Origin of the sequence: Anaerococcus sp. NML200574, assembly GCF_026131665.1 — a bacterium.
Classification (GTDB): domain Bacteria; phylum Bacillota; class Clostridia; order Tissierellales; family Peptoniphilaceae; genus Anaerococcus; species Anaerococcus kampingae.
This window is the reverse complement of the sequence record NZ_JAMXSM010000001.1, coordinates 201138-227286: the sequence shown is the minus strand read 5'-3', so window position 1 is coordinate 227286 and position 26149 is coordinate 201138. Positions and strand designations below refer to the sequence as shown.

The 26149-nt window shown below is 38.7% G+C and carries 12 protein-coding genes; 4 read left to right on the top strand and 8 right to left on the bottom strand.

Features of this window, described 5'->3' with window-relative positions:
• Positions 1 to 142 (top strand): IS3 family transposase (locus NH286_RS00970; protein WP_265236166.1); only part of this gene is annotated, 142 nt, incomplete at its 5' end.
• A gap of 301 nt (positions 143 to 443) precedes the next feature.
• On the opposite strand, the gene NH286_RS00965 is transcribed toward NH286_RS00970, so the two are convergent.
• The 5 genes from NH286_RS00965 to NH286_RS00945 form a co-directional block, all read right to left on the bottom strand.
• A complete protein-coding gene (locus NH286_RS00965; protein WP_265236150.1) occupies positions 444 to 1331 on the bottom strand; it encodes an undecaprenyl-diphosphate phosphatase in 888 nt (295 codons plus the stop codon).
• Positions 1328 to 2140: a tRNA 2-thiocytidine biosynthesis TtcA family protein gene (locus NH286_RS00960; RefSeq protein ID WP_265236148.1), complete on the bottom strand. Its 813-nt coding sequence runs from the start codon at positions 2138 to 2140 to the stop codon at positions 1328 to 1330. The genes NH286_RS00965 and NH286_RS00960 overlap by 4 nt, the downstream gene beginning before the upstream one ends.
• A complete protein-coding gene (locus NH286_RS00955) occupies positions 2137 to 2928 on the bottom strand; it encodes an MBL fold metallo-hydrolase (RefSeq protein ID WP_106461430.1) in 792 nt (263 codons plus the stop codon). Before NH286_RS00955 ends, NH286_RS00960 begins: the two co-directional genes overlap by 4 nt.
• On the bottom strand, positions 2921 to 3742 hold the full coding sequence (locus NH286_RS00950; protein ID WP_265236145.1) for a Cof-type HAD-IIB family hydrolase: 822 nt from the start codon (positions 3740 to 3742) through the stop codon (positions 2921 to 2923). Before NH286_RS00950 ends, NH286_RS00955 begins: the two co-directional genes overlap by 8 nt.
• A gap of 129 nt (positions 3743 to 3871) precedes the next feature.
• On the bottom strand, positions 3872 to 5029 hold the full coding sequence (locus NH286_RS00945; RefSeq protein ID WP_265236143.1) for an NADP-dependent malic enzyme: 1158 nt from the start codon (positions 5027 to 5029) through the stop codon (positions 3872 to 3874).
• Between the two features lie 158 nt (positions 5030 to 5187).
• On the opposite strand from NH286_RS00945, the gene NH286_RS00940 reads away from it, so the two are divergent.
• Positions 5188 to 6108, top strand: a complete 921-nt coding sequence (locus NH286_RS00940; protein WP_265236141.1) for a lactate/malate family dehydrogenase — start codon at positions 5188 to 5190, stop codon at positions 6106 to 6108.
• Positions 6109 to 6797: 689 nt separating this feature from the next.
• On the opposite strand, the gene groL is transcribed toward NH286_RS00940, so the two are convergent.
• The 3 genes from groL to NH286_RS00925 form a co-directional block, all read right to left on the bottom strand.
• Positions 6798 to 8417: a chaperonin GroEL gene (gene groL, locus NH286_RS00935; RefSeq protein ID WP_106461434.1), complete on the bottom strand. Its 1620-nt coding sequence runs from the start codon at positions 8415 to 8417 to the stop codon at positions 6798 to 6800.
• A gap of 15 nt (positions 8418 to 8432) precedes the next feature.
• Positions 8433 to 8717 carry a co-chaperone GroES gene (gene groES, locus NH286_RS00930; protein ID WP_106461435.1) on the bottom strand — a complete coding sequence of 95 codons (285 nt, stop codon included), beginning with the start codon at positions 8715 to 8717 and terminating at the stop codon, positions 8433 to 8435.
• A gap of 120 nt (positions 8718 to 8837) precedes the next feature.
• Positions 8838 to 9326 carry a hypothetical protein gene (locus tag NH286_RS00925; protein ID WP_265236138.1) on the bottom strand — a complete coding sequence of 163 codons (489 nt, stop codon included), beginning with the start codon at positions 9324 to 9326 and terminating at the stop codon, positions 8838 to 8840.
• Positions 9327 to 9478: 152 nt separating this feature from the next.
• Here NH286_RS00925 and NH286_RS00920 point away from each other — a divergent pair, with 152 nt between their 5' ends.
• Positions 9479 to 10255 carry a retropepsin-like domain-containing protein gene (locus tag NH286_RS00920; RefSeq protein WP_265236136.1) on the top strand — a complete coding sequence of 259 codons (777 nt, stop codon included), beginning with the start codon at positions 9479 to 9481 and terminating at the stop codon, positions 10253 to 10255.
• Positions 10256 to 10788: 533 nt separating this feature from the next.
• Positions 10789 to 25755 carry a SpaA isopeptide-forming pilin-related protein gene (locus NH286_RS00915; RefSeq protein ID WP_265236133.1) on the top strand — a complete coding sequence of 4989 codons (14967 nt, stop codon included), beginning with the start codon at positions 10789 to 10791 and terminating at the stop codon, positions 25753 to 25755.
• The last annotated feature ends 394 nt before the right edge of the window (positions 25756 to 26149 follow it).

The following is a 26149-nucleotide window of genomic DNA, read 5'->3' as shown; positions in this document are numbered from 1 at the left end:
TAGCTACAAAGAATTAGAAAGAGCAATAATTAAATACATGGACTATTACAACAATGAACGAATAAAAGAGAAATTAGGCTTTATGAGTCCAGTAGAATATAGAGAAAATAGGTCGAAAGAAAAAATCAGTATATTATCTTGATAAATCGCCCTTTTCTATAGAAAAGGGCCACCATCAATCTATAATATATTTGTATTGTAAGAAATTGAGCTACAACTTTTTGGGGGTACCATAACGTGCGAAACGTTCCCTAGGGATTCCCCCTTGAACGAAGGGATATGTTTATAATGATAATTAATTATGAGATTAAGTTACTAAGAATTAAAGTAAATAATACTATTATCTTGGATAATAAATATGTGGTATTAGTGGCAAAAGCCCCTAAAATAATTTATCTTGGATAAAAAAAGAGGGGGCCTTAGGGGCCCCCCTTAAAATAATCTTATCTTGGATAAGAAACCACCAAAAAATATCCCAATACAAGAACTCCTAATATTATCCTATAAATACCAAAAGGTATGAAGTCGTTGTTTTTGACGTAGGCTAGGAATTTCTTGATTACGGCGTAGGCCACTATAAATGATAAGACCATACCTAGGGCGATTAAAAACCATTCGTATCCTGTAAAGCCTGCTAGGTTTTTGACTAGTTTTAGGGCTGTGGCTCCTAGCATGGTTGGGATGGCTAGGAAGAAGGAGAATTCTGCTGCGGCTGGGCGGCTTAGGCCTAGGAGGAGGGCTCCTATGATTGTGGCAGCTGACCTAGATGTGCCTGGAATCATGGCTAGGCATTGGAAGAATCCAATGGCTAGGACTATTTTGTATGGGACATCTTCTAGTCTTTCGTAGGCGAAGGCTTCCTTGCCCCTATTTTTTCTTTCTATTAAGATTATAATTATTCCCCAGATTACAAGCATGGCTGCTACTGTGATTGGATTAAAAAGGTATTTGTCGATTAGATCATCAAAGAGTAGACCTAGGACCATGGCTGGTAGGACTCCGACTATTACCTTTGTCCATAATTTGATGGTTTGGCCATCTGGATGGGTTAATATAAAGTAGGCCTTGGACTGGCCATTTAGCTTGTCATATTTTTTTGGCAAGGAAATTTTCTCCTTTGACCAAGGATTGAGCTTGTGAAAATAAATCACAACTACTGATAGGATAGCTCCTAGCTGGATTATGACGTTGAAGGCATTTGAGAAGCCTTCTGGCGTTAGTTTTACAAATTGGTTGACTAGGATTAGATGGCCAGTGGATGATACTGGCAAAAATTCTGTGACCCCTTCTACTATAGATAGGATTAGGACTTTGATTAGGTCAATTATCATTTAAATTCCTCCATGAATGAGTGTTTTTCTCCCTTTATTTGGTAGCCCAAGACCATGTCGCAGTTGACATTTTCTGCTGATCTTAGGATTGATTTTTCTACTTCTGGGTTATCTTTTTTAATTTCTGCTATTAGCTTTTTGATCTCAGCCCTGGTGTGGGATGAGCTAGATTTGGTGACTGTGCAGGCACAATCTAGGGCAGAAAGGCCTGCAAAGTCCCTCCACCTGATGATGTCTTCTTCTTTAAGATAATATAAAGGTCTTATGAGGTCCATATCATCGAAGTTTTGGGCGGCTAGCCTTGGCTTCATGGTTTTGAAATTGCCTGCATAGAGGACATTCATCATGATTGTCTCGATGACATCGTTCATATGGTGACCTAGGGCCAGCTTATTGCAGCCAAGTTCTTTTGCCTTGGCATAGAGAAATCCCCTTCTCATCCTGGCACAGAGATAGCAAGGATTGCCTCCATCTGCGAGGGTCTCTGATATGTCAAAAACCTTGGAATCGTAGATGCCTGCTGGGATTTGTAAATATTCTAGGTTGTGCTTAAGAAGGTCAAGATTTTCCTTATCATAGCCTGGGTCCATGCAGATGTATTTGACATCAAAGTCTACTGGGCCATGCTTGTGGAGTTCTTCTATAAGCTTGGCCAGGATTAGGGAATCCTTGCCGCCTGAGATTGCTACTCCGACTACATCTCCCTCGCTTATGAGTTCAAATTCCTTGATGGCCTTGATAAAGGGCGACCATATTTCTTTTCTATATTTTTTTATAAGTGATTTTTCTATTTCTTTTATGTCTGTCATAATATTATTTCTTTCGATGGTTGGTATCTTTTTGCTACTTCTAGGTCTATATCCTTGTCTGTGTCTAGGCCTAGGCCCTTAAGATAGGATTCGACTGTGATTTTTGAAAGGGCTTCGGTGTTATTTGTCTCTGACAAGTGGGAAAGGAAGACCGCTTCATTCTTACCCTCTAGAGCATCGCCTAGGGCCTCAGCTGCTTGGTCATTTGACAAGTGGCCCATCTTGCCCATGACCCTAAGCTTGAGCTTATAGGGATAAGGGCCAATCTTTAGGGCCTCTAGGTCGTGGTTTGCCTCCATATAATAGACATCAGATCCCTTTATTTGGTAGGCGATCTTTTCGTCAATTACTCCTGTGTCTGTGATTAGGCTTATCTTTTTATTGGCCAGGTAAATTACAAAACCTACCGGCTCATAGGCATCGTGGTAGGTTGAAATTGGATAAATATCCATGGCTTTGAAGTTTAAAAATTCATTGGATTTGAATATCTTAATCGACTCATCCTTGAGATTTTTGGTCTTTGGCAAAAAGGCCTTCCAAGTGCCTTCGTTGGCATAGATTGGTAGCTTAAACCTCTTGGCAAGGACAGCAGCACCCTGGCTGTGGTCTGTATGCTCGTGGGTTAGGAAAATCCCATCAAGGTCTGATGGGTGCTCGCCAATTTCTGCCAAAAGATTTTCAATCTTCCTGCCAGAAAAGCCTGCATCGATTAGGATTTTGGTGCCTTCATAGGATAAAAAGCTAGTATTGCCAGATGAACCTGAAGATAGGACTACAAATCTATTCATCTATATCCAAATACTTTCTTATGAAATCTGCTATGGCTGGCTCATCGTTTGTGCCAATCACAAAGTCTGCGGCCTTTTTGGTAGGCTCTGCTCCATTTCCCATGGCAACTCCCACACCCACAAGCTCGACTGATTTTAGGTCATTGAGGCCATCGCCAAAATACATCATATTATCAAGATTAATGCCTGTAAGCTCTGATAGATCTCTTAGGGCCTCAGATTTGCCAGCCAGAGGGTTTAGGATTTCGCTGATGAAGGGTGCATTTCTCATGTATTTAAATCTCGTCTCGATTGCCTGTCTGTGCTTATCCTCAAAGTCTTTTAAGATTTGAGGGCTTGCTGATAGGCAAACTCTGGCAATCTCATCAGGAATATCATCCAAGCTATCATAGGCCAGCCTTGGCATCCTCACTAGGCCCTTGTCCTTGAGGAAGGCCTCGTTTGGCTTATCTTCATTAATAAAAATGACATCCCTGGTATGAATTGACATCTGAAGCCTAGGGTCATCGATTTGGTCGAAGATATATCTTACATCCGCCTTGCTTAGGCTCTTGTCAATTAGGGCCTTGCCTGTGGCGTTTTTCCTGATGTAGGCGCCTGTGGATGTGATAGAAAGGTCGTCATAGGCCATCAAATCAAGCTCTTCCCTTATCCACCAGTGGCCATTGAAGGTCCTGCCTGTGCAAAGGATGATTTTGATGCCTATCTCTTTTAATTTTTTTATAAGGGCCTTGTTTTCCTTTAGAACTTCGCCCTTGCTATTTATAATTGTGCCATCTATATCAAAAGCTATTAGCTTTATATCTTTTTTCAATTTTTACCTCTTTACTAAATCTAAAACACTTTTCAAATCCTTATTATTTTACTAGTTTAAAGACTCTTATTCAATAAGAAAAGCCCCACGCTAGGGGCTTGATTTATGGATATATTTTCCTATTTATGCTTAGGCTTTAACTTCACTTTTTACGGCATCTGCTATGTGGGCTGCCACGCCTTCTTCGAAGGCTCCTGGGATTATGTGATCTTCGTTTAAATCTTCTTCGCTTACCATAGAGGCTAGGGCCTTGGCTGCGGCAAGCTTCATGGCATCAGTGATTTGGCTAGCTCTAGCATCTAGGGCACCCCTAAAAATGCCTGGGAAGGCTAGGACATTGTTGATTTGATTTGGATAATCAGACCTGCCTGTGGCTACTACCCTGGCTCCTGCTGATTTTGCTAGGTCGTAGTCTATTTCTGGGACTGGGTTTGCCATGGCGAAAACTATTGGGTCATCGTTCATGTTTTCTATGTCCTTGGCATCTAATAGATTTGCTGCTGATACACCTATGAAGACGTCTTTGCCCTTGATGGCTGCCTTGAGACTGGCTTTGAGGTCTTCTTCATTTGTAATTTCTGCAATTTGCCTTTTGACTGGGTTATCACTTGCTAGGTGGTCTTTGTTGATGGTGCCTTTTGAGTCACAAACAATGATATGCCTTACACCCAAATCTATTAGGAGCTTGGTTATTGAGTAGCCTGCTGCACCTGCTCCTGAGACTAGGACTCTTATTTCATCGATCTTTTTATTTACTAGTTTTAGGGCATTAATAAGGGCTGCTGCTGTGACAATGGCTGTGCCGTGTTGGTCATCGTGAAAGACTGGTATATCAAGAATTTCCTTTAGTTTATTTTCTATGTAGACACATCTAGGTGATGAAATGTCTTCAAGGTTGATACCACCAAAGCCTGGGGCAATGTTTTTGACTGTTTCTATGATTTCATCAGGGTCTTGGCTATCTAGGACAATTGGAACTGCATTTACATCTCCAAATTCCTTAAAAAGGACTGCCTTACCTTCCATGACTGGTAGGGCTGCCTTTGGCCCAATATTGCCCAGACCTAGGACTGCTGACCCGTCTGATACTACCGCTATGGTATTGGCCTTTGATGTATAGATATAGGCATCGTCAGGATTTTCCGCAATCTTTCTGCATGGTGCTGCTACACCTGGTGTGTAGGCATAGGTTAAATCTTCGGCATTTTCTACCCTTGCCTTTACTTCTGTGGCGACTTTTCCCTGCCAAGCCTTGTGTTTTTCTAGTGCTTTTTCGTATACGTCCATATTATTTCCTTTCTTAGAATGATAAAACAATATATTCTTACTTAGATTATAACACAAGTTAGGCAGATGTGAAGTATTTTAATAAATTTATATCAAATTGTATATTTGAGTAGGATTATGTGAATATTTTGGTATAATAATTTGCGAGGTGAAAAGAAATGAAATTAGGAATAATTGGATCAGGTGCTGTAGGTTTTGCAGTTGGCTACACTGCTGCAAGGCTGGGACTAGTATCTGACATTAAATTTAATGACAAGAAAGAAGGCCTAGCCAAGGCCCAAGCGATGGATATAGAGGATGCTTCAAGCTTTTATCCTCATTATGTAAAGATGAGCTCAGGTTCCTACAGGGATATGGCCGACAGGGATATAATCGTTCTTGCCACAGGGACCCTTGATGGAATCAAAGATAGGCTTGAAGAATATGTAATGTATAAAGACCAAGTCGAAGCCTATGTCAAGGAAGTAGTCGATGCTGGCTTTGACGGGATATTTATAGTCGTATCCAACCCATGCGATTTGATGGCAGATCTAGTTTATAGGGTAAGCGGCTTTGAGAAAGAAAGAGTAATCGGTTCTGGCACAGCCCTTGATACAACAAGGCTTAACACAACCCTTGCCAAGCTTTTAGATATTGACCCAAAAGATGTAAGGGGTGTAACCCTTGGCGAGCATGGCGAAAGCCAGTTTGTGGCTTGGTCTAGGGTAGCTATAGGCAATATGAGCCTTGATGAGTATCTCAAAGCAAATCCTTGCGAATTTTCAAGAGATGAGGTCGAAAACCTAGTCCGTGAGAGGGCCTGGAGGGTAATAGACGGCAAGGGTCACACCCAATGCGGCATAGGCTCTACAGTTTGCTCGATAATAGATGCCATAGTCAACGACAAAAAGTCCACAATCCTAGTAGCAAGCCTCCTAGAAGGCCAATATGGTATAGATGATATCTACCTATCTACTCCATGTGTTATAGGAAGAAAGGGAGTTGAAAAAGTCCTAGAGCTAGAATTAAATGATGAAGAAATAAAAAGAATAAAACACTCTGAAGAAGTCCTAAAGGCAAATAGGGCAAAATATGAATAGACAAAGACCAGCGTAATGCTGGTCTTTCTCTCTTCGCTGCGAACCGCTCTTCTACGCATCAAGCCTACCATCCATTTGGTCTCCTCGAGCCGACGGGCTTTTCACAAATGGAGTTAGGCATAGACGCGGGGGTGTTCTACGAGCAGGACGGGCTTATTTTTATGTTTTAATAATATTATGATATAATTAAAATGTTATCGCACCCATTCTGATAGCAGAAGAGAGATGCTAATATGGAAATTGTATTATCATTTCTCTTATCCGTCATGGCAGAAGTGGTTAGCCACCTAATCTGCAAATGGCTAGAAACTAGCCCGTCGGCTCTGGGAGACCCTCCACGGAGTGGTCAAGCGAAGCTTGATAAAGTAAACGTGATAACTAACCTAATAAAAAACCAGGAGCTGCAACTCCTGGTTTTTTTGTGCCAATATGGACTTATATTATCATTTCTTGGTTAATTATACTATACAAGGATTTAAATTGATTTCAATACTAATCTTTATTCTCGCTTCGCTCGGCCGCTAGGGCAAATTTAGCTTACCATCAAATTACTTCATAATTTGGGACAAGCATAGATACGGTCTTCACGGGCCTACTTAATATTTCCACACTCTGTTAAAATATATATCAAATTTCTTATAAAATCTAAATTAAAAAGCACTCACAGGGAGTGCTTTTTAATTTGAATTTTAATACATTGGCATTTGTGGGCCAGCTGGCATAGCAGGTTCTTCTTTTGGTATGTCTGCTACTGCGGCTTCTGTTGTGAGTATCATTCCTGCTACGCTTACTGCGTTTTGTAGGGCTGATCTGGTTACTTTTGTTGGTTCTACTATTCCTGCTTCAAACATGTTTACGAATTCGTTGTTGTAAGCGTCGTAGCCTTCTTCTTTGCCGCTGTTTTTAACTTTTTCTACTATTACTGATCCGTCTAGGCCTGCGTTTGCTACTATTTGTCTTAGTGGGGCTTCTAGGGCTCTTTCTATGATTAGGGCTCCTGTTTTTTCATCGCCTATTAGGCTTTCTCTTAGGGCTTCTACCTTATCGATTGCTCCTACTAGGACTACTCCACCGCCTGCTACGATTCCTTCTTCTACTGCTGCTCTTGTTGCTGATAGGGCATCTTCGATTCTGTATTTCTTTTCTTGCATTTCTGTTTCTGTAGCTGCTCCGACATTGATTACTGCTACTCCACCTGCAAGTTTGGCTAGTCTTTCGGCTAGTTTTTCTTTTTCGTATTGGCTTTCTTCGCTTGCTTGTTGAGTTTTGATTACTTCTACTCTTTCAGCGAGTTTTTCTTTATCGCCCTTGCCTTCTACTATGGTTGTGTTGTCTTTGTCTACTTTTACTTTCTTTGCTGAACCTAGCATGTCGATTGTTGCTTCTTTTAGGTCCATGCCTAGCTCTTCGCTGATTACTGTTGAGCCTGTTAGGATTGCTAGATCTTCTAGCATGGCTTTTCTTCTGTCACCATAGCCTGGAGCTTTGACTGCTACTACGTTGAATGTTCCTCTTAGTTTGTTTAGGATTAATGTTGTGAGGGCTTCTCCGTCTACATCATCTGCGATGATTAGTAGTGGTCTTGATTCTTGAACGATTTGTTCAAGTAGTGGCAATACTTCTTGGATATTTGAGATTTTCTTATCTGTTAGAAGGATGTATGGGTCATCTAGCTCTGCTATCATTTTTTCGTTGTCTGTGGCCATGTATGGTGAGAGGTAGCCCTTGTCAAATTGCATTCCTTCTACTACATCTAGGTAGGTGTCTGTTGTTTTTGACTCCTCTACTGTGATTACTCCATCGTTACCTACTTTTTCCATAGCATCTGCTATTAGCTTACCGATGTTTTCATCTTGTGATGAGATTGTACCGACATTTTCTATAGCTTGTTTGTCTTCTACTTCTTTTGAGTTTTCTTTGATGTAGTCTACTACTATGTCTGTTGCCTTTTTAAGTCCCTTGTTTAAGACAATTGGATTTGCTCCTGCTGCTAGGTTTTTAAGGCCTTCTTTGATGATTGCATGTGCTAGGACTGTAGCTGTTGTTGTACCATCACCTGCTACATCGTTTGTCTTGGTTGCTACTTCTTTTACAAGTTGAGCTCCCATGTTTTCAAATCTATCTTCTAATTCTATGTCATTTGCTATTGTTACGCCGTCGTTTGTGATTGTTGGTGCACCATAAGCCTTATCTAATACTACGTTTCTTCCCTTTGGTCCAAGAGTTACTCTTACTGCATTTGCAAGTTTATCAATTCCTCTTTCAAGACCATCTCTTGCATCTTTTCCAAATTTAATATCTTTTGCCATCTATATCTCTCCTTCTTAAGCTTCTACTACTGCTAAAATGTCGTTATATTTGACAACTATATATTCGCTATCTTCTAGCTTTACATCTGTTCCTGCGTATTGAGAATAAATAACCTTATCCCCTACCTTTAGGGAATCTTTTTTCTTCTCGTCGTTTTCTATATCTGCGCTTATAGCTACTACTTCAGCATATTGTGGTTTTTCTTGAGCACTTTCTGGAAGCACGATTCCACTAGCTGTAGTTTTTTCAGCTTCAGCTTTTTTAATAACAATTCTATCTCCGATTGGTTTTAAGTTCATGTCTGATCCTTTCTTTTGCTTATCGCAAATGATTAACGATAAATGATTGGTGTTAGCACTCATTAACTACGACTGCTAACTCATAATAGTAATATACTAAGAAGATTATTTTTTGCAAGCTTAAATGGGATTTTTTATTTTGGCTGTCAAAAACCTTATAGAAGAATTTTGCTCTCTTAAGATTTTCACCATCTCTTCAAACATCAATGATTGTGCTAGATTTTTGCTGGATATTAGGGCCTTTTCGCTGGCGAGACTTGATATTTTTTCTCCTGTTATTAGGACTATTTCGCTATTTTCTATTCTTTCAACATATTTCACATTTACAAAGGCTCTTGTTTCCTTGTCGTAATCGCTTTTTCTGTATTTGAAAGGGAAAAATACACCATTTGAGTCGATTACATAAGGCAGATTGCGGTGGATTTGGTAGTTTGCCTTTATATGCTTGTCAATTCTTTGCTTATCCTTGCCATGATGGTAGTAGAGATTTTTAAGAAATAGGGCCGGGCCCCTTTGGTCAAGATAGGCACCGTCTTCACAATAGATTCTAGAATAAATCCCCTTGCCCTTCACATATTCTGGAAGGATGGCAATTATTAGTTCGTTCATGAAACCTCCTTTCAAACACTAGACAATGAGTGTACTATAATTGTACAATAAAAGTTGGATAAATACAATGGACATTCGCAAGGATAATTCATCTTTATACTTTGCCAATCTTTAAGGTATAATATAATAAAAATACATACAAAGGAGAGAACATGAATTTTTCATTAGTTCCAATAGCAGATACCAAATTTTTAAACTTCATCTACCTAGGCCTAGGTTCAAATGGCAAGGGACTTATCGCCCTATTTAACACCAGAGGCAATACCATGATAAAGGAATCAGTGGCCAAATCCCTAGAAATAGAATTGATTGATAGTGACTATATAGACGAGAAAAAGACCTACAAAAGGGGATTTTTGAGCGAGCTACTCATCGGAGGGCTTAAGCTAAATAGGGTACCAGTCCTTGTAGCAAAGGATGAAGTCTCTGACCTTGGAAGAGATCAATTGGGCAATACCAATGACTGCGACATGGTCCTAGGATGGAATGTCATAAGCCAATTTGCCTGGAGAGGAAATCTTGCCGAGGGCAAATTTGAAGTTCAAACATCAGACTTTTTAGAGCCAAACGCTATAAAAACAAACCAACCAATCCTAAATATAAGCCTAAATGACAAGATTATAAAGGCAGCCATAGACACATCTAGACCTCTAACCATTGTCTCAAAGCCAATAGGAGCTGATATAATAGATGCAGATGCAGATCTTTCGCAAACGATGAAGCTTATGGGAGATGCCAGAGAAGATGTAATTTTCCTCAATAGGTTCATCTTCAAATTAGACAATAAAGAAGTAAGAATTAAGTCACTTGCCATAGATGAAAGCCTAAATGACAAAGACATCCAAGTAGTCTTCGGAGCAGACCTCTTAAGACAGACCAAATGGTCAATCTATGGTCCACAAGCCTTCATCAAATTAGAAAATTATTAAAATCTTTAAAAACTTATTCATATTTAATACAAAAATCACCAAGGCTGGGCGAAAAATTCTTCTCCCAGCCTTAAAATATTTCTAAATCTTCTCTCACAATCCATAATTTAAAATATCACAATATCTTACATTTTTAGAAATCTATAGAAATTTTATACATATTAACATTCCAAAAAATAAAATTAAATAAACTAATAATTAATTTAAAATTTTCCCAAGAAAATCCCAATATATATAAAATTATTCTGATATTTTTAAGAAATTTATATATATTTCGCTCAAAAATATATTTAAAACCAATTTTCCTTAGCATGCAAAAGCGTCAACCATGGCATTTTTATCTGTTGTCAAAAATCAAAAAGTATTATATGATAGATATATATAGAAACTAGGCCAATGCGCCCAAAATTAATTATAAAAATATTTCAAAAAAATCACTTATCAATAAAAGGACTAGATATGATAATAATTATCCATAAAAAGAAATACCACAGACGACAGAGAGCAAATTTAGACGAAGAAAGGAGGTCTATATGAAAGCAAGATTAAGCCTATTGACAAGAAAGGTCTTTGCCCTAATAATTGCAATGTCCATGTCCATTCCGACAAACGTATTCGCAAGCGAGCCTGAGCCACAAAATTATGAAGAGGACTCATCAATAATGGGCCTTGCTCAAAATGAGACCACAGAGGACGTCAAAGCAGCAGAAATAGATTCAACAAAGCTTGTAGAAAGCAAAGACTACCTTATAGATATGAAGGCTACACTCGATGAATCCCTCACAAAGATTGACTATGAAATAAGGCTAAAGAGAAAGAATCCTCTTGCAGAAGGAGAAGATAAGGACTTAAGCCTATCTCTAGTAGCCATGCCAAATATCAACTCCCTAAGGTTAGTTTCTGCAAGCGCCATAGATGCTAATAAGGAAAACGACCTAGCAGTGGAAACATCTGATGATGAACTTAATAGCCTTATACTAAAAAATAAGGCCCATGATGAAATAATCTATAAGATAAGTGCAGACATCAGAGAAGCAAAAGATGGCAGAAACTTCGATCTAGCCCTAGGACTAGCAGAGGATAATGATGAGGTCTTAACCTACAAGCTAATAGCCAAAGAAGAAGACCTAGATGATGGTGAAAATACCATCAAGACAATCAAGCTAGAACAAAGTGATGCTAACAATCTCACAGCTACATACAAGGAAGAAGGAATTTTAGGAGGCATATTTGTAAAATATGACCAAATAGAATGGACAGACTACCTAGCCAATGAAAAAGAAGAAGTAAGAACAGTAGACTATGTGCTAAAACCTGATGCAAATCAAATCACAGACGAAACAAAAATCAGACTAGACTACTACAAGATGAGCCCAGAAGGTTTTGTAATCAATAAGGAATTTAGCCAAGAAATCGATTTTGCAGAAAAAATAAATTTCGAAATTCCAAAAGCCTACCTTGCTAAGCTAAGCCTAAGTACAAAGGTAGATAAGAAAAACACCCATATCGCATCCTACCAGCTAAATAATAGGGAAATCAAAAACCCTATATATATAGAAGGAAGCGAAGAAGAAAATAAAGAGGGAGAAGAAGACCCAGCGCCGGCTCCTACAGAAAACCAAACTCCTGCCGCTGACAAAACTCCATCAGAAGAAAATGATAAACCAGCTAGCCAAGCTGAAAAGGAAGATGAAAAAGACCCTAGCGAGGAAGAGGAAGATCCAGCCGACAAATTATCAGCCCTCCTCCTAAATAGGGATAGCCTAGAAGCCAGACTTAAAAACGAGTCTAGACTCACAGAGGCCATGGCAAAAACTGTAGATGAAATCACATCCAGACTCTATGCCTACGACAAGGACCAAATCTATTGGGAAGACCTACTAAACTATACCAAGGCTATAGCCCAAAGAGATAAGCTAGAAGAAGCTGACCTTAGAGAAATCATAGGGGACTTAATCACCGGTCTAAACAAGGAAACCTACAAGGTAGCTAATATAAATATCGACGAAATAATCAAATTTGTCTACCCACAAGAAAAGGAAAATCCAGAAAATCTAGAAAATAAGCCAGAAGAGCCAACAAATCTCGAAAAGGCCGACAAGGAATTAAAAGAAGCTCTAGCCGATAAGACTAAGGGCATCGAAGAAATCCAAGCCCTCCTAGATTCTTTTGAAGAAAAATATAAGCTTACAAGAGAAGACCAAGAAAAGCTAATGACAGCTAATAACGATGCCATTAATGCTCTTGTAGAAAAGGACAGGGAAGAAAATACAAGATTTAACAATCTTAGACAATTGCCACAAGGAAATTCAGACTCTTTTGAGGGTAAGAAGTTCAAGCTCAAGACAACTATGCAAGTTAAGGCATCTAAAGCCTGGCCAATCCCATCTGGTTGGTACTTTGATGTAAACTTAGGCCCATACCTAAGAGAAGATTGGGGTCAACAGCTTAAGGACCTCAACCATCCTAAACTTGGTCTAGTAGCAACTGCCCAAATGTTAAGGATTGGTAATAATAATGTTATTAGATACACCTACGTAAGAAAGGTTACAGAAACTATAGACCTAAATATAGACCAAAACTTAGAATTTGATGCAAAAGCAATTGGTAACCAAAACCAAATTACTCTTAACATCAAAGTAGCTCCAAAAAATAACCCGGTTCAAAACTTGTATCCAATAACAGTCTATAAAGATACACCGAGCCCAGTCACTAGCGAATATGTTGTAAAAGATGAGGGAGAAACAAAATCAGGTACTTATCCTTACCAACTAGACTGGAGGACAACCTCTCAAAAACTTAAAGACAATAAGGGAAAGGTAATAGACAAGTTAGTTGATTTGGATAAGTCCAGACTAACAGGAGCCTATGTAGAATGGGATATAGAAGTCGATACAGATAAGCTTGTTGACCCTAAAAACCCACTTGACTTTAATAATCTAAACCTAACAGTGTTTGGATCAGCTAACCAAGGCCTTACCAATATCTACTACAAGGCATCTAAAAATAAAGATGACCTAGAGACAACAGATGGTTATATTTCTTCAACAAACCTTGGAGAGCTTTTAAGCCAAAATTCTCAAATAAGTAAAGCTGATCTTGGACAGAAATTAGTTGATAATAAACCAGAAGGAAATAAGTTATACATCAAGGTCAAAGCAACAATTGACCCTGACCAAGTTCACGAAACCTACTCAATTGGCTTTAGACTAAACCCTGATAAGAACTATATTGATGGTTTGTTACAAGACATACTTAATAAATACAACTCTATCCCTACTCCACTCAAATGGCTAAAGGGAGTGAAAGAGGCTAGAAGATTTGCAGAAGTACCATTCAACCTAGTTGAAACAAATATTCCTGCAACCTTCCTAGGTCTAACAGATAGGTTTACCAACGAGAGATTCTACTACGACAACACCAGAACCATAGTTGCAAATAGAAAATCAGATACTAAGGTAGATTGGTACGCCCTAGATTTAATCAGACGTGGCGAAAGCCAAGACCCAGCCTTAGATAATCCTGATTTTGATAGAAATAATGGCAAAGACAAGAAAACAATTAGGGCAAAAAAGGTCTACTACCTACCACTCAAAGACGGTGGCTATAGGAGAACGACCCAAGCAGGAGATGTTGTCTTACAAAATGGTCAGTATTTCCCAGGAACCATAGTTTCTTATGAATATCCTAACCACTCAGGAAAAAGAGACGACACCTACAACTTTAGGCCTAACCTAAAAGACAAAAAGAAATTTAACATCGACGAGTCTTACGATTATGAAGGCGGCCGAGTAAACCTCTTTACAGAAAAAATCTCTGCCCAAGACTTAGCCAAAGGCTACATAGCCTATATAGAAAGTCCATACCCAATCATGCGTATCAATAGAAACTTCGATATGGTATCATGTTTCAACGACCGTGTCAATGCCCCAGTATACACAGGCAACACCAAGATCTTCTTAGATAAGCATGAGGATGTATCAGGTGACTACCTCCTAAATAGACTAAATGAATCCATAGGAAACCAATCTGGCACCTATAGCTTAAAGAATTACCTAGCTGGGAACACTTACGACGGAGTTTCTCTAAACCATAATGGTGATTTAAGCCAGGGCCAAGCTATGGAAGAATTGATGAAAAAGATCTACTTCTATGGTGAGGAAGTCAAGAAGGAATATTCGAAAGACAATAACAACCAAGTGATGCACAGGCTCATCGAATCATCCATGTACCAAAGGGTAATTCACCACTTTACAGATGGTAAGTCCCTAGAAAAGGATTATTTCGATGCCCCATCATCCTACAACGTAGATGAGTGGAAAGTTCCTCACACCTTATCAGGTACCCGTCAAACCTACCCAAAAACTGGTTGGGACGGCTCTTTTGAAGGAAAGGACCCTAATAGAAGAATAAATAATGAGCCAGGAGCTCCTAGAAAATTAAAAGATAATGAAACCCAGATAGGAAACTACCCACCAGTCCAATCCACCCAATACGAAATGGCCCAAAAGCTTTATAAGAAGGTTATTGATTCTTATAGAGAAGGCAATAATTGGAATCCTGACAAGGCAGATTCTGTAAAATTAGTATTCTACTCCCACACCGACGAAGGCAAATACCAAGAGCTAATCGCAGGTCGTGTCATGGCTCCAATCGAGATTGATAAATATAAGAAAGACGGCAAAAAGCTCGCAGATGCCAAATTCAGATTTACCAATATCGATACAGGTGAGAAAAAAGAATGGACATCAACAGATGATAACAAGGCTCACAAACTTTACCTAAGACCAGGTAAGTACAAGGTCCAAGAAGTCAAAGCCCCACAAGGTTTTGAAAAAATCCAAGACTTTGATATCGAAGTAATAAGAAAAGAAATCCATCCAGACAATGGCCCATACGATGCCAAAAAGCTTCCAAGAATCCACGTCAACGATGGCTTTGAAACAGAAGTATCAATAGACCAAAAAACTGTTCCAAAAGATACAGACGGCAAAACACCTCTTGTAGTTCTTGACAAAGACAACAAAATCAAAGTCAAGGTCACAAATATAGAAGATAACCTCGGTAAACTTGAATTTATAAAAAGAAATAAGTTCATCAAACTAGACGGTGCAGAATTTAGACTCAGAAAAATAGAAGCAAGTGATTTAGCTGATGCTAAAAATAAATTCAAAGACCCATCTAAACTTACTTATGACACAAAATACGATAAGACCGAAAAGGGAAATATTGGTGAATTCAAATTCGACCAAATCCCAGCTGGTTTCTATGTATTAGAGGAAACAAAGGTTCCAGAAGGCTACGAAAAAGCCCCACTCTACCTAATCGAAGCTAAAGAAATAACAGATGCTAATGATAAGAAAAAGGTTGAAGTAAGCTTTGTACAAGAATACAAAGAAGTTACAAATGAAAAGGGTGAAAAAGAAGCAAAAATAGCAGATGCAAATCTTGAAACAGAAAAGGCCACCAGAGATAAAAAACTCGTTGACCTTCCTATAATTAGGAATAAGGCCAAAAAGACAGAAATCAAATTTAGAAAAGTAAGAACCGAAAACCTAGACACTGCAAAAGAACACCTAGGCTTAGGCGATGCTAAATTTAGACTCATGTCCCTAAAAATGGTAGATGGTGACTTCTACTTAGAAGAAGCCTACACAGATAATTCCACCAAAACCAAAGCTCCAAGAGCCAAGGTCGATGGCCAACAAGCAGAGGGCGGCGGATATATCACCTTCAAAGACCTAAAAGTCGGAGTCTACCTCTTAGAAGAGCTAGAAGCACCAAAAGGCTACAAAAAAACCGACCTCTATGGTTGGAAGCTTATAGTAAGCTTAGATAAAGATGGCAACTTCACCCACAAGCTTTATGAGGTACCAAAGGCAGAAGCTGGAGAGAACCAAGATAAAATCTTCAACTCCAATAAGCTAACAGAAGTTAAGATATCTAATATAATTAAGGGTTATGAAAAAGTCGAAGCCTACCAAATAGGCAATAAGGCCAGAACCATAGATATAGACTTCAAAAAATACAAGGGAAAAATCGTAGAAAAAGAAGGCAAAACAGAAGTAGAAGCTACAGAAGTCAATGAAAAATTATTTGGCAAAGATGGAAAGCCAGTAAGCTTCAACCTCTACAATTCAGACTTCTACGGGGCAATAATTGGCGAAAAGGATGAAAAAGGAAACTTTAAACCAATCAATAAAGAGCCAATCATCCAAGATGAAAAGGGCCTCTTCCACTTAGGAGGCCTAGAATTTGGTGGCTACTATATCCTAAGAGAAACAAACCCACCAAAAGACTACAACAAGGCTGATGACATCCTCCTAAAGGTAGAGGCAGAGGCCATAGCCAACGAAGGCCATATGAAGGTAATCGTAAGAGACCCTAACACCAACGCCAAAACCGACTTCCACTCAGTATTTAAGGGAGTAGTCGACTTCCTTGAAAAAGAAAAACTAGGAAAGTTCTCAATCAAGAAAGTCGGTAACGCAATAGGATATACAGATAAAAATGGTAACCCAATAAGAGTCGGTCTAAGACGTGCCTACTTCAGGCTCTATACAGCAAATGAAGATTACGAGATAGAGTACAAGGATAAGGACAAAAAGTATCCAAAAGAATACATTCAAAAGGTAACACCAGGAGTACCAATCACAAAAGATGATGGCAAAGGCGGCCAAACTGGAAAGAGCCCAAAAGAAATCGAAGAAGAAGCCCCTAACCAAGGTATAGTAACCTTCGACCAACTAAAACCAGGCCACTACGTCCTAGAAGAATTTAGGGGACCTGCAGGCTACGAAAGAGATCCAAACCCATGGTACATCCTAGTAGAAAGAGATGGAACAGTCAAAAAATACAGGGACAACCCAAGCAAGACCAGAAATCCAAAACAAATGGACTACGCTGCCCAAAGCATAAGATTCAGGATGGCAGGTCTAGATATCTCAGAACCACTACAATTTAATAGACCAATGGCAGCTCCAAGGTCAGGTGGACTGGAGATAGGTGAAGAAATCATTCCAAAATCAGTACAAGCTGGAAATGTAGAATACACTATTGAAAACACTAAAAATGCCCAACTTTATGGTGGTACAGAAGTAACAACAAGTGTTAAAGAATTAGGTGGAGGAGTATTTGAAGTTAAAATAGACCTTAAAAACAAAAGTGAGAGAAACTTTGATACAAAGCCATACTTTGACTTCACTTTCAATGATAATTTTAACTTTAAGGCAAATTCAACCCTATCTTGGTATGGAGATATAAGCAATGCACCAACAACAAGATGGCATACCGCTTATAATCCAGATACGAAGAAGATTGGAATTGAATCAGGTAAACCTGCTATAAGAAAAGGACAAACTTATAGTATAAAATTTGAAGTTCAAGCTAAGTCTGATTTAGTAACAGGTGTTTATGATATTATAGGAAATATAACTTATAAGCACGACTCTAATAAAAAAACCACTACACAAACAATAGACCCACCTAGAATTCGTGTAAAAACAAGCGAACCAGTTATATCTTATAGAGAAGGTTACGAAGATGAAATAATCCCAATGACTACAGAAACTAGAGATGACCCAAACTTAGAAATTGGAGAAACTAGAACTGAACCTGGTCATAATGGTAAAAAGAGAACCTACTATAAATATGAACAGATAAATGGCAATGACACTGGTAAAAAAGAAATAGATACAGAAAAAGGTAACAATGGTGTAGAAATAATCACCAATATGAAACCTGAAATCATCTATAATGGTACTAAACAAGTACCTGGAACACAAGAAGGCCACAAGGTCAACACAAGCAGTACAGGTGGCGGAAGCATTAGTGCAAGCCCACAAAATAACGTCAAACCAGGTACAGAAGTTACAATAACAATCACACCAAATCCTGGCAAGAAGTTAGCTGAACTACTAATTAACGGTGACCCTGCAGAGGTTGATGGATCTACCTGTACCTTCGAGATGCCAGATCGTGATGTAAATGTAGAAGCAAGCTTCATAGATGAAAATACCCCACACCCAACAAGTGAGATGATCTTAAAGGCAAACTTCATTTATTCCAACCAAAAGGACGGAATAGATAATAGTAAGGATGAGCCAAAAGGTTCTCCAGGTACAGTTGAACTTTTCGTCAACAAAAGACAAGGCCTAGTAGACAATTGGGTCAAAGTTCCAAATAGCAAAAGAGATGCTCCTTATAAGGGCACCTTAGAATACAAAGGTCTTGACCTAGATTCTGATTACAAACTAGTCTATACTAGAGATACAGAAATAGCTGGTGGTTGGGGATCTGAGACTGTATCAGAATACCGATTTGATTCTAGAGATGTTAAAGAGAATAATACTGTAATAGTCAATATCTCAAATGGTAACCTAACTGAAATCTTCAACCACGATGAAACAGGTTTTAGAATTCCGCTAAGAATTACCAAGGTCAATGAAAACAAGGCTGCTCTAACAGGTTCACAATTTAAGGCTCGTAAGCTTGTAAATGGTGAGAGAGTTCCAATCTATGAGAAAAAAGAAGATGGTACTTATGTCGATACAGGCAAAACAGGTTTTCCAAAATACTACGATGAGAAATTCGACGGAGTGTCAGAGGCTACTGGTAAGCCAGGAGATAACTACTTCAGAGAGCTAACCCCAGGTATCTACGAGCTTGAAGAAATCAAGACCCCAGATAACACCTATAGGCCTCCAAAAGATAAAAATGGTAATAACATGAAGTGGTACTTCAAGGTAGTAATAAACAAAGAAAAAGTACCAAGAGATGCCAACTACATGGATATCACCTTCGACTTTGAACACACCTTCTCTGCAAATGACGATTTCAACATCGGCATAACAGAAGCTGAAAAGAAAGAACTTATAGGCAAAACTATCAAGGGCTTCAAAAAGGGAGACCCTGACTTTGCAAGATATATAGAAGAGGTAAAAGATGATGGTCGTTCCGATCCAGCAAGGCCAGACGCCCCATACAAGTGGATCCACGATGCTAGAGTTACCAACTACAAAAACAAAACAAAGCTAAACTTCTTCAAAAAGGATAAGGCATCCTACCAAAATATAGGAGGAGCAGAATTCTCCTTAAGAAAAGCTAAGCTTGATAAAGATGGAAAGCTAGTATTTGAAAATAACAAGCCAGCTTATGAGAAAGAAACAACTAAAGGCGCAGATGGAACAGACCTTACACCAGAACAGCTAGACTCAATGAGAGTCCAACCTTATGATGAGAAAGAGAAATTTGCCAAGGCAATTTCAAATGACCAACTAGGTGTAGAATTTACCAACATAGGTGAAGGCACCTACATCCTAGAAGAAATAAAACCAGCCGATGGCTTCAAGCCAACCGACTCCTTCCTTGCTATCACCTTTACAGAAGATGAAAAAGGTTCATGGAAGCAAGAGGTAAAAGGCTACGAGAAAAACGAACAAGGCATTTACCAAGAGATGTCTGATACAAACAAGTTCTTCTCCAAAAACACAAAGGGCGAATTTGTAAGTGTAAACAACGAAAAAGCCTACATCGACCTCAAATTCCAAAAAATTGAAGGCAAAAAGGCCAAAGTAAAAGAGGGCGATAAAATTGTTGAAAAAGAAGTTCCAGTAGAATCTGCCGACTTTAAGCTAACCCAAGTCGATAAGGATGGTAAGAAAATTGAGGGTGGTTATGAAAAGACTATCTACTCATACTCCAACTCCAACTTCGAATTCAGATACCTTCCTATTGGCCGCTACAAGCTCCAAGAAACCAGGGCTATTACAAAATTTGAAAAACCAGACCCATGGTTCTTCAATGTAGACCAAGACTCAACAACTCACAAATTGAAATTGGTGTTTGAAAGCGACCCAGACGGCAAACTTGACGAGTCTATAGGCTTTAAGACAAAGCAAAATGGAGACCCTGATTATGATGACGATGGTAACCTCCAAGACATCAAAATCAGAAACTACTCCAAGACCAACTTCTCCTTCAAGAAATTTTCTAGTGACCTAGATGATAAGAGAAATAAAAAAACACTAAAAGACGCTTACTTTAGACTTACAAAAGTAAGATTCTCAATGGATGATAAAGCCAAAGCCTACGAATACTATGGTGAGGCTAATAACGCAACCCTTAAGAAATACACCAACGGCAAGAAGGTCACAGAATACACTACTGAAGGTAATGTGGAAAAATTCACTTACGATAACAAAGAATATAAGTATGATGAAGAAAAAAATCTTATCAGCGTAGGTGGACAAAATCCAACAGAAGAGGACAAAAAAGTCAAACCAGACGAAATCTCATCTGCCACAGGTAAGTACAGTGCCCTCCGTCGTTCCCAATCTACTGGTAAGGTAGACTTCCAAAACCTCGGCGAAGGTATCTACCAGCTAGAAGAAGTAGGCATTCCAGAAGGCTACCAATCTAACACCAAGCAATTCAAGTGGATATTCAAAGTCGAAAAGACAGATGATGGCCTACAAATAGTGAGAACCTACAAAGATAAAGATGGTAAAGAACTTAATGTCGAAGAAGAATACTTTAAGAAGTACGATAATGACTATTACACCAATTTCTACTCAAAGTATAACTTTAAGACAGAATCCAATATTACAGGTGATGGAAAGGATAAACCTTACGAGATAACCAACACCAAGACCACAACCGACCTTAAGTGGAAGAAGATTGGTGGCAGGAATACATCTAATGTAATAAAGAAGGACACCAAGTTCGTCTTACTAAAAACTTCAAACGATCCAAAGGACCTTGATTCTGCCAAGTCAGGTCAATCAGAATTCCCACCTTTCCAAGTAGAAAGCGAAGATGGTAATTTTGAAATCAAAAACCTAGCCAAGGGTGTCTACTTGTTAAAAGAAACCAAAGCTCCAGATGGCTACGAAATCATGGATAGGCAAATAGGAATAAAAGTCTATGAAGACGAAAAAGGAGCCTTACAAAAAGAATACTTTGAAATAAAACTTAACAAAGAGGGAAATAAGGAATTAGTACAAGGTGCTGGAGATTTCCAAAACTTATTAAATAGGAATGCACAAAATCCAGAAACTCATGTAGAAAAGGATGGCACCTTCTACGTAATCAATAAGTCCAAACCATATTTCTTCTACCTACGTAAAGGCTTTATGGAAGAAGGTAAGTTCAAGGATATCACCAAGGGAAAACTAAGAATAAAAATTTCAAAAGACCCTGCTGATAAAACAAATACTGATACAAAAGTCTACGAACAAGAGATAGACCTATCAGATGCAGGTTCCTACAGGATAGACCTACCAAATGATATTCAACTTGGTAAAGACTATATCCTAGAAGAAGTAGAATCCCCAGATGGATATGCTAAGACCAAGTACAGATATAGGTTAAGCTTTAGTTACCTACAAACCGACCAAAAATTTGTAGCAACCTTAAAGGCAGTTCTAAAAGAAGTTAAAAAGGAAGATGGAAGCAAGGACTGGATTCCACTTACAAATAAGGAAGGCAAAAATATAAGTGATTCTAATCAGCTAATAGCTGGTGGACAATCCATTAACTCAGGCTTCTCATTCAGAATTGTCAACAATAAAACCGAAGTAGTCTTCACAAAAGTAGGAAAAGAAAAGGTCAAAGGAGAGGATGGAAAACTTAAAGATAAAGAAACTCCACTAAAAGACGTTGAGTTCTACCTAGAAAAACAAGACCCAGATGATATCCAAAAGGAAAACCAAGGTTATTATCCATTGACAGCAAATATGGAAATGATAAAACCAAGGAAAAACGATGATGGAACTACAACTTACTATTATATAAGTAAGAAAACTGGAGAAGAAGTAAAAGTTAAAAACTACGACCCAGAAAAAATAACAAATCCACCGGTCGGAATCTACAAGTCTGACGATAAAGGTAAATTCAAAATAACAAACCTAACCGACGGCTACTATAGAGTAATCGAACCAAAACCAGCCAAAGACGAAAATGGCAAAGAGTACATGAAAGTCAATGGCCCAATCAAGACCTTCAAGGTAGTAGATGGTAGGGTAAAGATTTACAAAAAAGGCAAAGAGAGCACCGACAAGCCTATAGAAGCAGAAGTAGATGGTACAAGTGAGGCAACCGTAACCCATATCATCAACCAAAAACCAGGCAAGGGTGAATTTACCCTAACCAAGGAAGACGAAAATGGTGGAGCCTTAGATGGCGTTGAGTTCACTCTCTATAAGACAGACGGCGAAACCAAAGTTGGAGAACAAAAAACAGGCTCTGACGGTACAATCAAATTCACCGGCCTACCTTATGGCTACTATTGGCTCAAGGAAACAAAAACCAAAGCAGGTTTCATCCTAGACACCAAGAAGAGACTAATAAGCCTAGGTGGAGATAAAGAATGGAAGGCTCCAGAAGAGCTAAAAGAAGATGTTTCAAAATCAATCACCTTTGATGGCAAACAAGATGAGCTTGTATCAACAGCAGACTCAAAGAGAAAAGATGTTGTATATCCAAACAAGGCTGAAGGCATCTTTGCCAAATACAAATTCAAGATTGATGAAAAAGCAGACATAAAGCCGGGAGATTTCTTCACAATCAAATTCTCCGACAATGTAGACCTAGATGGTATCAATAAAGATAATACTGACAAGGGTCAAAAGGGTGACGAATACTTCAACATCATAGGACCTGCAGGACTTCTTGCCAAGGCCAAGGTAAATGATGACAGAAGGTCAATCACCTACACCTTTACAGAATATGTAAAAGACTACAAGCCAGAGTCCATGTCTATGTTCCTACAACTCTTCCCTAACAGAAGAAAAGTAGACCACAAGCACGACATAGAAGTCACAGCAGATATAGGACATAATACTAATCCAACAAATCCTAACTATTCTAACTATCATTACTCAGACTCTATAACCATAGACTACAGAGGAAGAAATGATAAGATTGGATATAATGGTTACCAAAACCCAGATTCAGATATATCATCCTACATGTTAAGGTTAAACCCAGATGGTAAGACCTTCACAGCGATTTTATATCTAAACCCATGGAATAGAGAGATGTTAGGCAAAACCCTATCATTTACAACAGATGAAGATATCCTAGTAAATGATAATCTATCAGTCAAAACCTATATCAAGAATGGAGCAGGTAGTCATCCAAGCAGTGGAAATATTGATGGATGGGAAGATGGAGACCTACCAGATTCATATGATATATATGAAGAAGATGAAAATGGTAAGCTCAAAGTACGCTCTGACTTAAGTCTAATTACAGATAAGGGTGATGAATACAATTGGTATCCAACTAAAACTTGGACAGAATCAATAGAAGTTAATCGTAATGATTACTGGGATTTCTGGAGATATGATGCTTATGGTTATGTTAGATACTATAGAAATGTAAGAAGAGATAATAGTGCTGAAAAAATCACCAGAAAAATAGATATCCCAACTAGATACCTAAACAGAAAAGGTGATTCAAGTACTGCAACCTATGTAATAGAAATAAAGGGTGAGTTAAAGGGTAATCCAAAATCGCTAAAAACTAGGGCAGATGAAACTCACTACAATTACAGGACGCAAAACCGTACAACCTACAAAGATTCCTACAAATCCTACTTCGAAACCTGGTCACAATTCTTTAACCCAGGAGCAAGTGGAAATGTCAGCAAGGAGATCAAACTTGTAAACTTCAAAAACAAAATTGAATTTGCAAAAGTAGATGGCGGTGTCCTATCAAATGTAGTAGATAAGGAAGCAGAAAATCCTAAAACCCTAAAAGACCTAGGCATAGGAAATCCTCTAAAGGGAGCAGAATTTAAACTTGTAAAAGATAAAACTGATGTAGCTGATTCAAAAAGAACATCAGACCAAGATGGAATCTTCTCATGGGAAGGCCTAGCACCTGGCACCTACCAAGTCATAGAAACAAAATCACCAGATGATACAAAATATGACTTGCCAAAAGATGCGATTTCAACCTTTGAAGTAGATGCGGATGGAAATATTGTAAACATCAAAAACAATAAACAAATCCTAGAAAACAACAGAAAAGCAGAGATAAGGATAAGAAAAACTGACCAAGATGGCAATACCATAGATGGTGCAGAATTCTTACTAACTGCAACAGGCAAACAAAAGTACACTGCAAATATAGGAACAAAACAAGCAGATAATACAATCCTATTTGATAAGCTTCCAGCAGGTACCTATACCCTAGAAGAAAAGAAAGCCCCACAAAGCTACACCAAATCTAAAACAGTTTGGAATCTAGAAGTCACAAAAGATGGTAAAGTCAAATGGACAAACTCCTTCGATGATTCAAATGACAAGATGAAAGCTGTAGAGAATTTAACCTACAAACAAAATGGCGACAAACCAGAAAATCTTGACACAGAAATCATTGGAATAGATAAAGAAAATAAAACATTCAGACAAAAAATCACCATCAAAGCAAAACCAAGCGAGCTTGAAAAAGCAAGGCTAATCCTAGACTCAGTAAACACTGACCTAAAATTAAGCCAAACAAATACTAAGGTAAGATTGGTACAAGCAAGTGGTGATACTATAAAAGATGCTGATAACACATCTTACACAGTCGAGTTCAATGATGGCAATAGCCTAGATATAAGAATAACCCCTCCATACAGAGAGGAAAAGAAAAACAATCCAGTAGGATCAAGCTCTGGAAATACTAACGAAGAAAATAAAAATGATGCAGACGCAGTAAGAGAATATATCTTCATAGTAGACATGCCATACAAAGAAGATGGCAGAATAGGCGCCAAGGCAACCTACGATGTTGGACAAGTCGACAAAACAACAGGTAAAGTCACATTTGGTACAGAAGATATCAAGACAGAACTAGATAAGTACGCAACAAAAGCAAATCTAACAATTGGAACTAACAATCTAGATATGACAGCATACAAAGACAAATATCTAGCCCGTGACATCAACCTACTAACAACCGACATAGGCAACATCAAAAAACCATCTATCTACTTCCAAAAAGTAGACGAAACAACAAAAAAAGCCCTAGCAGGAGCTGAATTCGAACTTCAAAAGAAACAGACAGATGGCACCTACCAACCAATCAAAAAAGATGGTAACGTAGTAACTCCAGCTGGCACAACACCAGAGGACAAATGGATAGCCAAATCAGATGGCGATGGTAAGTTTAGCTTCACAGATCTAGCAGACGGAGAGTATTTAGTATACGAAATCAAAGCCCCATCAGGCTACTCCCTAATGAAAAAAGACCAATACTACTTCAAGGTAGAAAACGGTAAGATTTATAAGTCTGATAAAGATGGAAAAGTTGATGATAAGGAAATTGTAGGTAAAGACGACACAAAGCCTAACTCAGAAACAAATCCAATCCAAATCGAAAATCGCAAGGCCGAATACCCATACACAGGAGGCCCAGGAACCTGGATAGGATACACCCTAGCAGGACTAGCAGTAATGCTAGGCGGAGTATTTATCTTTTACAAGAGACAAGCCCGTCTGGCTCAGTGAAGACCTCCACAGAGTGGTCGAGCGTAGCTCGAAAGGAAGCTCGAGAGCTTCCCGCCACTCTCCCCATTTCGAGCATTGCGAGAAATCTCATGGTTCTGTATATATAGGGTTCTGTAACTACATCGTTATTAGGTATATACACCACCCATCCCTTGCTTCGAGCGTAGTGGCAAGCCCGTCGGCTCTGGGAGACAAGTCTAACAGGGTAGTAAGTTATCAACAAAAAACTAAGAGCGATAATTCGTAAGGTTCAAAACTGGATAACAAACTAAGCTAATAGTTGCTCAAAGCAAACTAAACACCCAAGCAGAACTAATAGATCTCTCGACTACGCTCGAGATAAGAAGCAAGCCCGTCCGGCTCTAGGAGGACCTCCACAGAGTGGTCGAGCGCA

Bases quoted from the DNA above. Each gene is read 5' to 3' on its own strand.
- NH286_RS00965 (WP_265236150.1), bottom strand. From the start codon at position 1,331: ATGATAATTGACCTAATCAAAGTCCTAATCCTATCTATAGTAGAAGGG.
- NH286_RS00960 (WP_265236148.1), bottom strand. From the start codon at position 2,140: ATGACAGACATAAAAGAAATAGAAAAATCACTTATAAAAAAATATAGA.
- NH286_RS00955 (WP_106461430.1), bottom strand. From the start codon at position 2,928: ATGAATAGATTTGTAGTCCTATCTTCAGGTTCATCTGGCAATACTAGC.
- NH286_RS00945 (WP_265236143.1), bottom strand. From the start codon at position 5,029: ATGGACGTATACGAAAAAGCACTAGAAAAACACAAGGCTTGGCAGGGA.
- NH286_RS00940 (WP_265236141.1), top strand. From the start codon at position 5,188: ATGAAATTAGGAATAATTGGATCAGGTGCTGTAGGTTTTGCAGTTGGC.
- groL (WP_106461434.1), bottom strand. From the start codon at position 8,417: ATGGCAAAAGATATTAAATTTGGAAAAGATGCAAGAGATGGTCTTGAA.
- groES (WP_106461435.1), bottom strand. From the start codon at position 8,717: ATGAACTTAAAACCAATCGGAGATAGAATTGTTATTAAAAAAGCTGAA.
- NH286_RS00925 (WP_265236138.1), bottom strand. From the start codon at position 9,326: ATGAACGAACTAATAATTGCCATCCTTCCAGAATATGTGAAGGGCAAG.
- NH286_RS00920 (WP_265236136.1), top strand. From the start codon at position 9,479: ATGAATTTTTCATTAGTTCCAATAGCAGATACCAAATTTTTAAACTTC.
- NH286_RS00915 (WP_265236133.1), top strand. From the start codon at position 10,789: ATGAAAGCAAGATTAAGCCTATTGACAAGAAAGGTCTTTGCCCTAATA.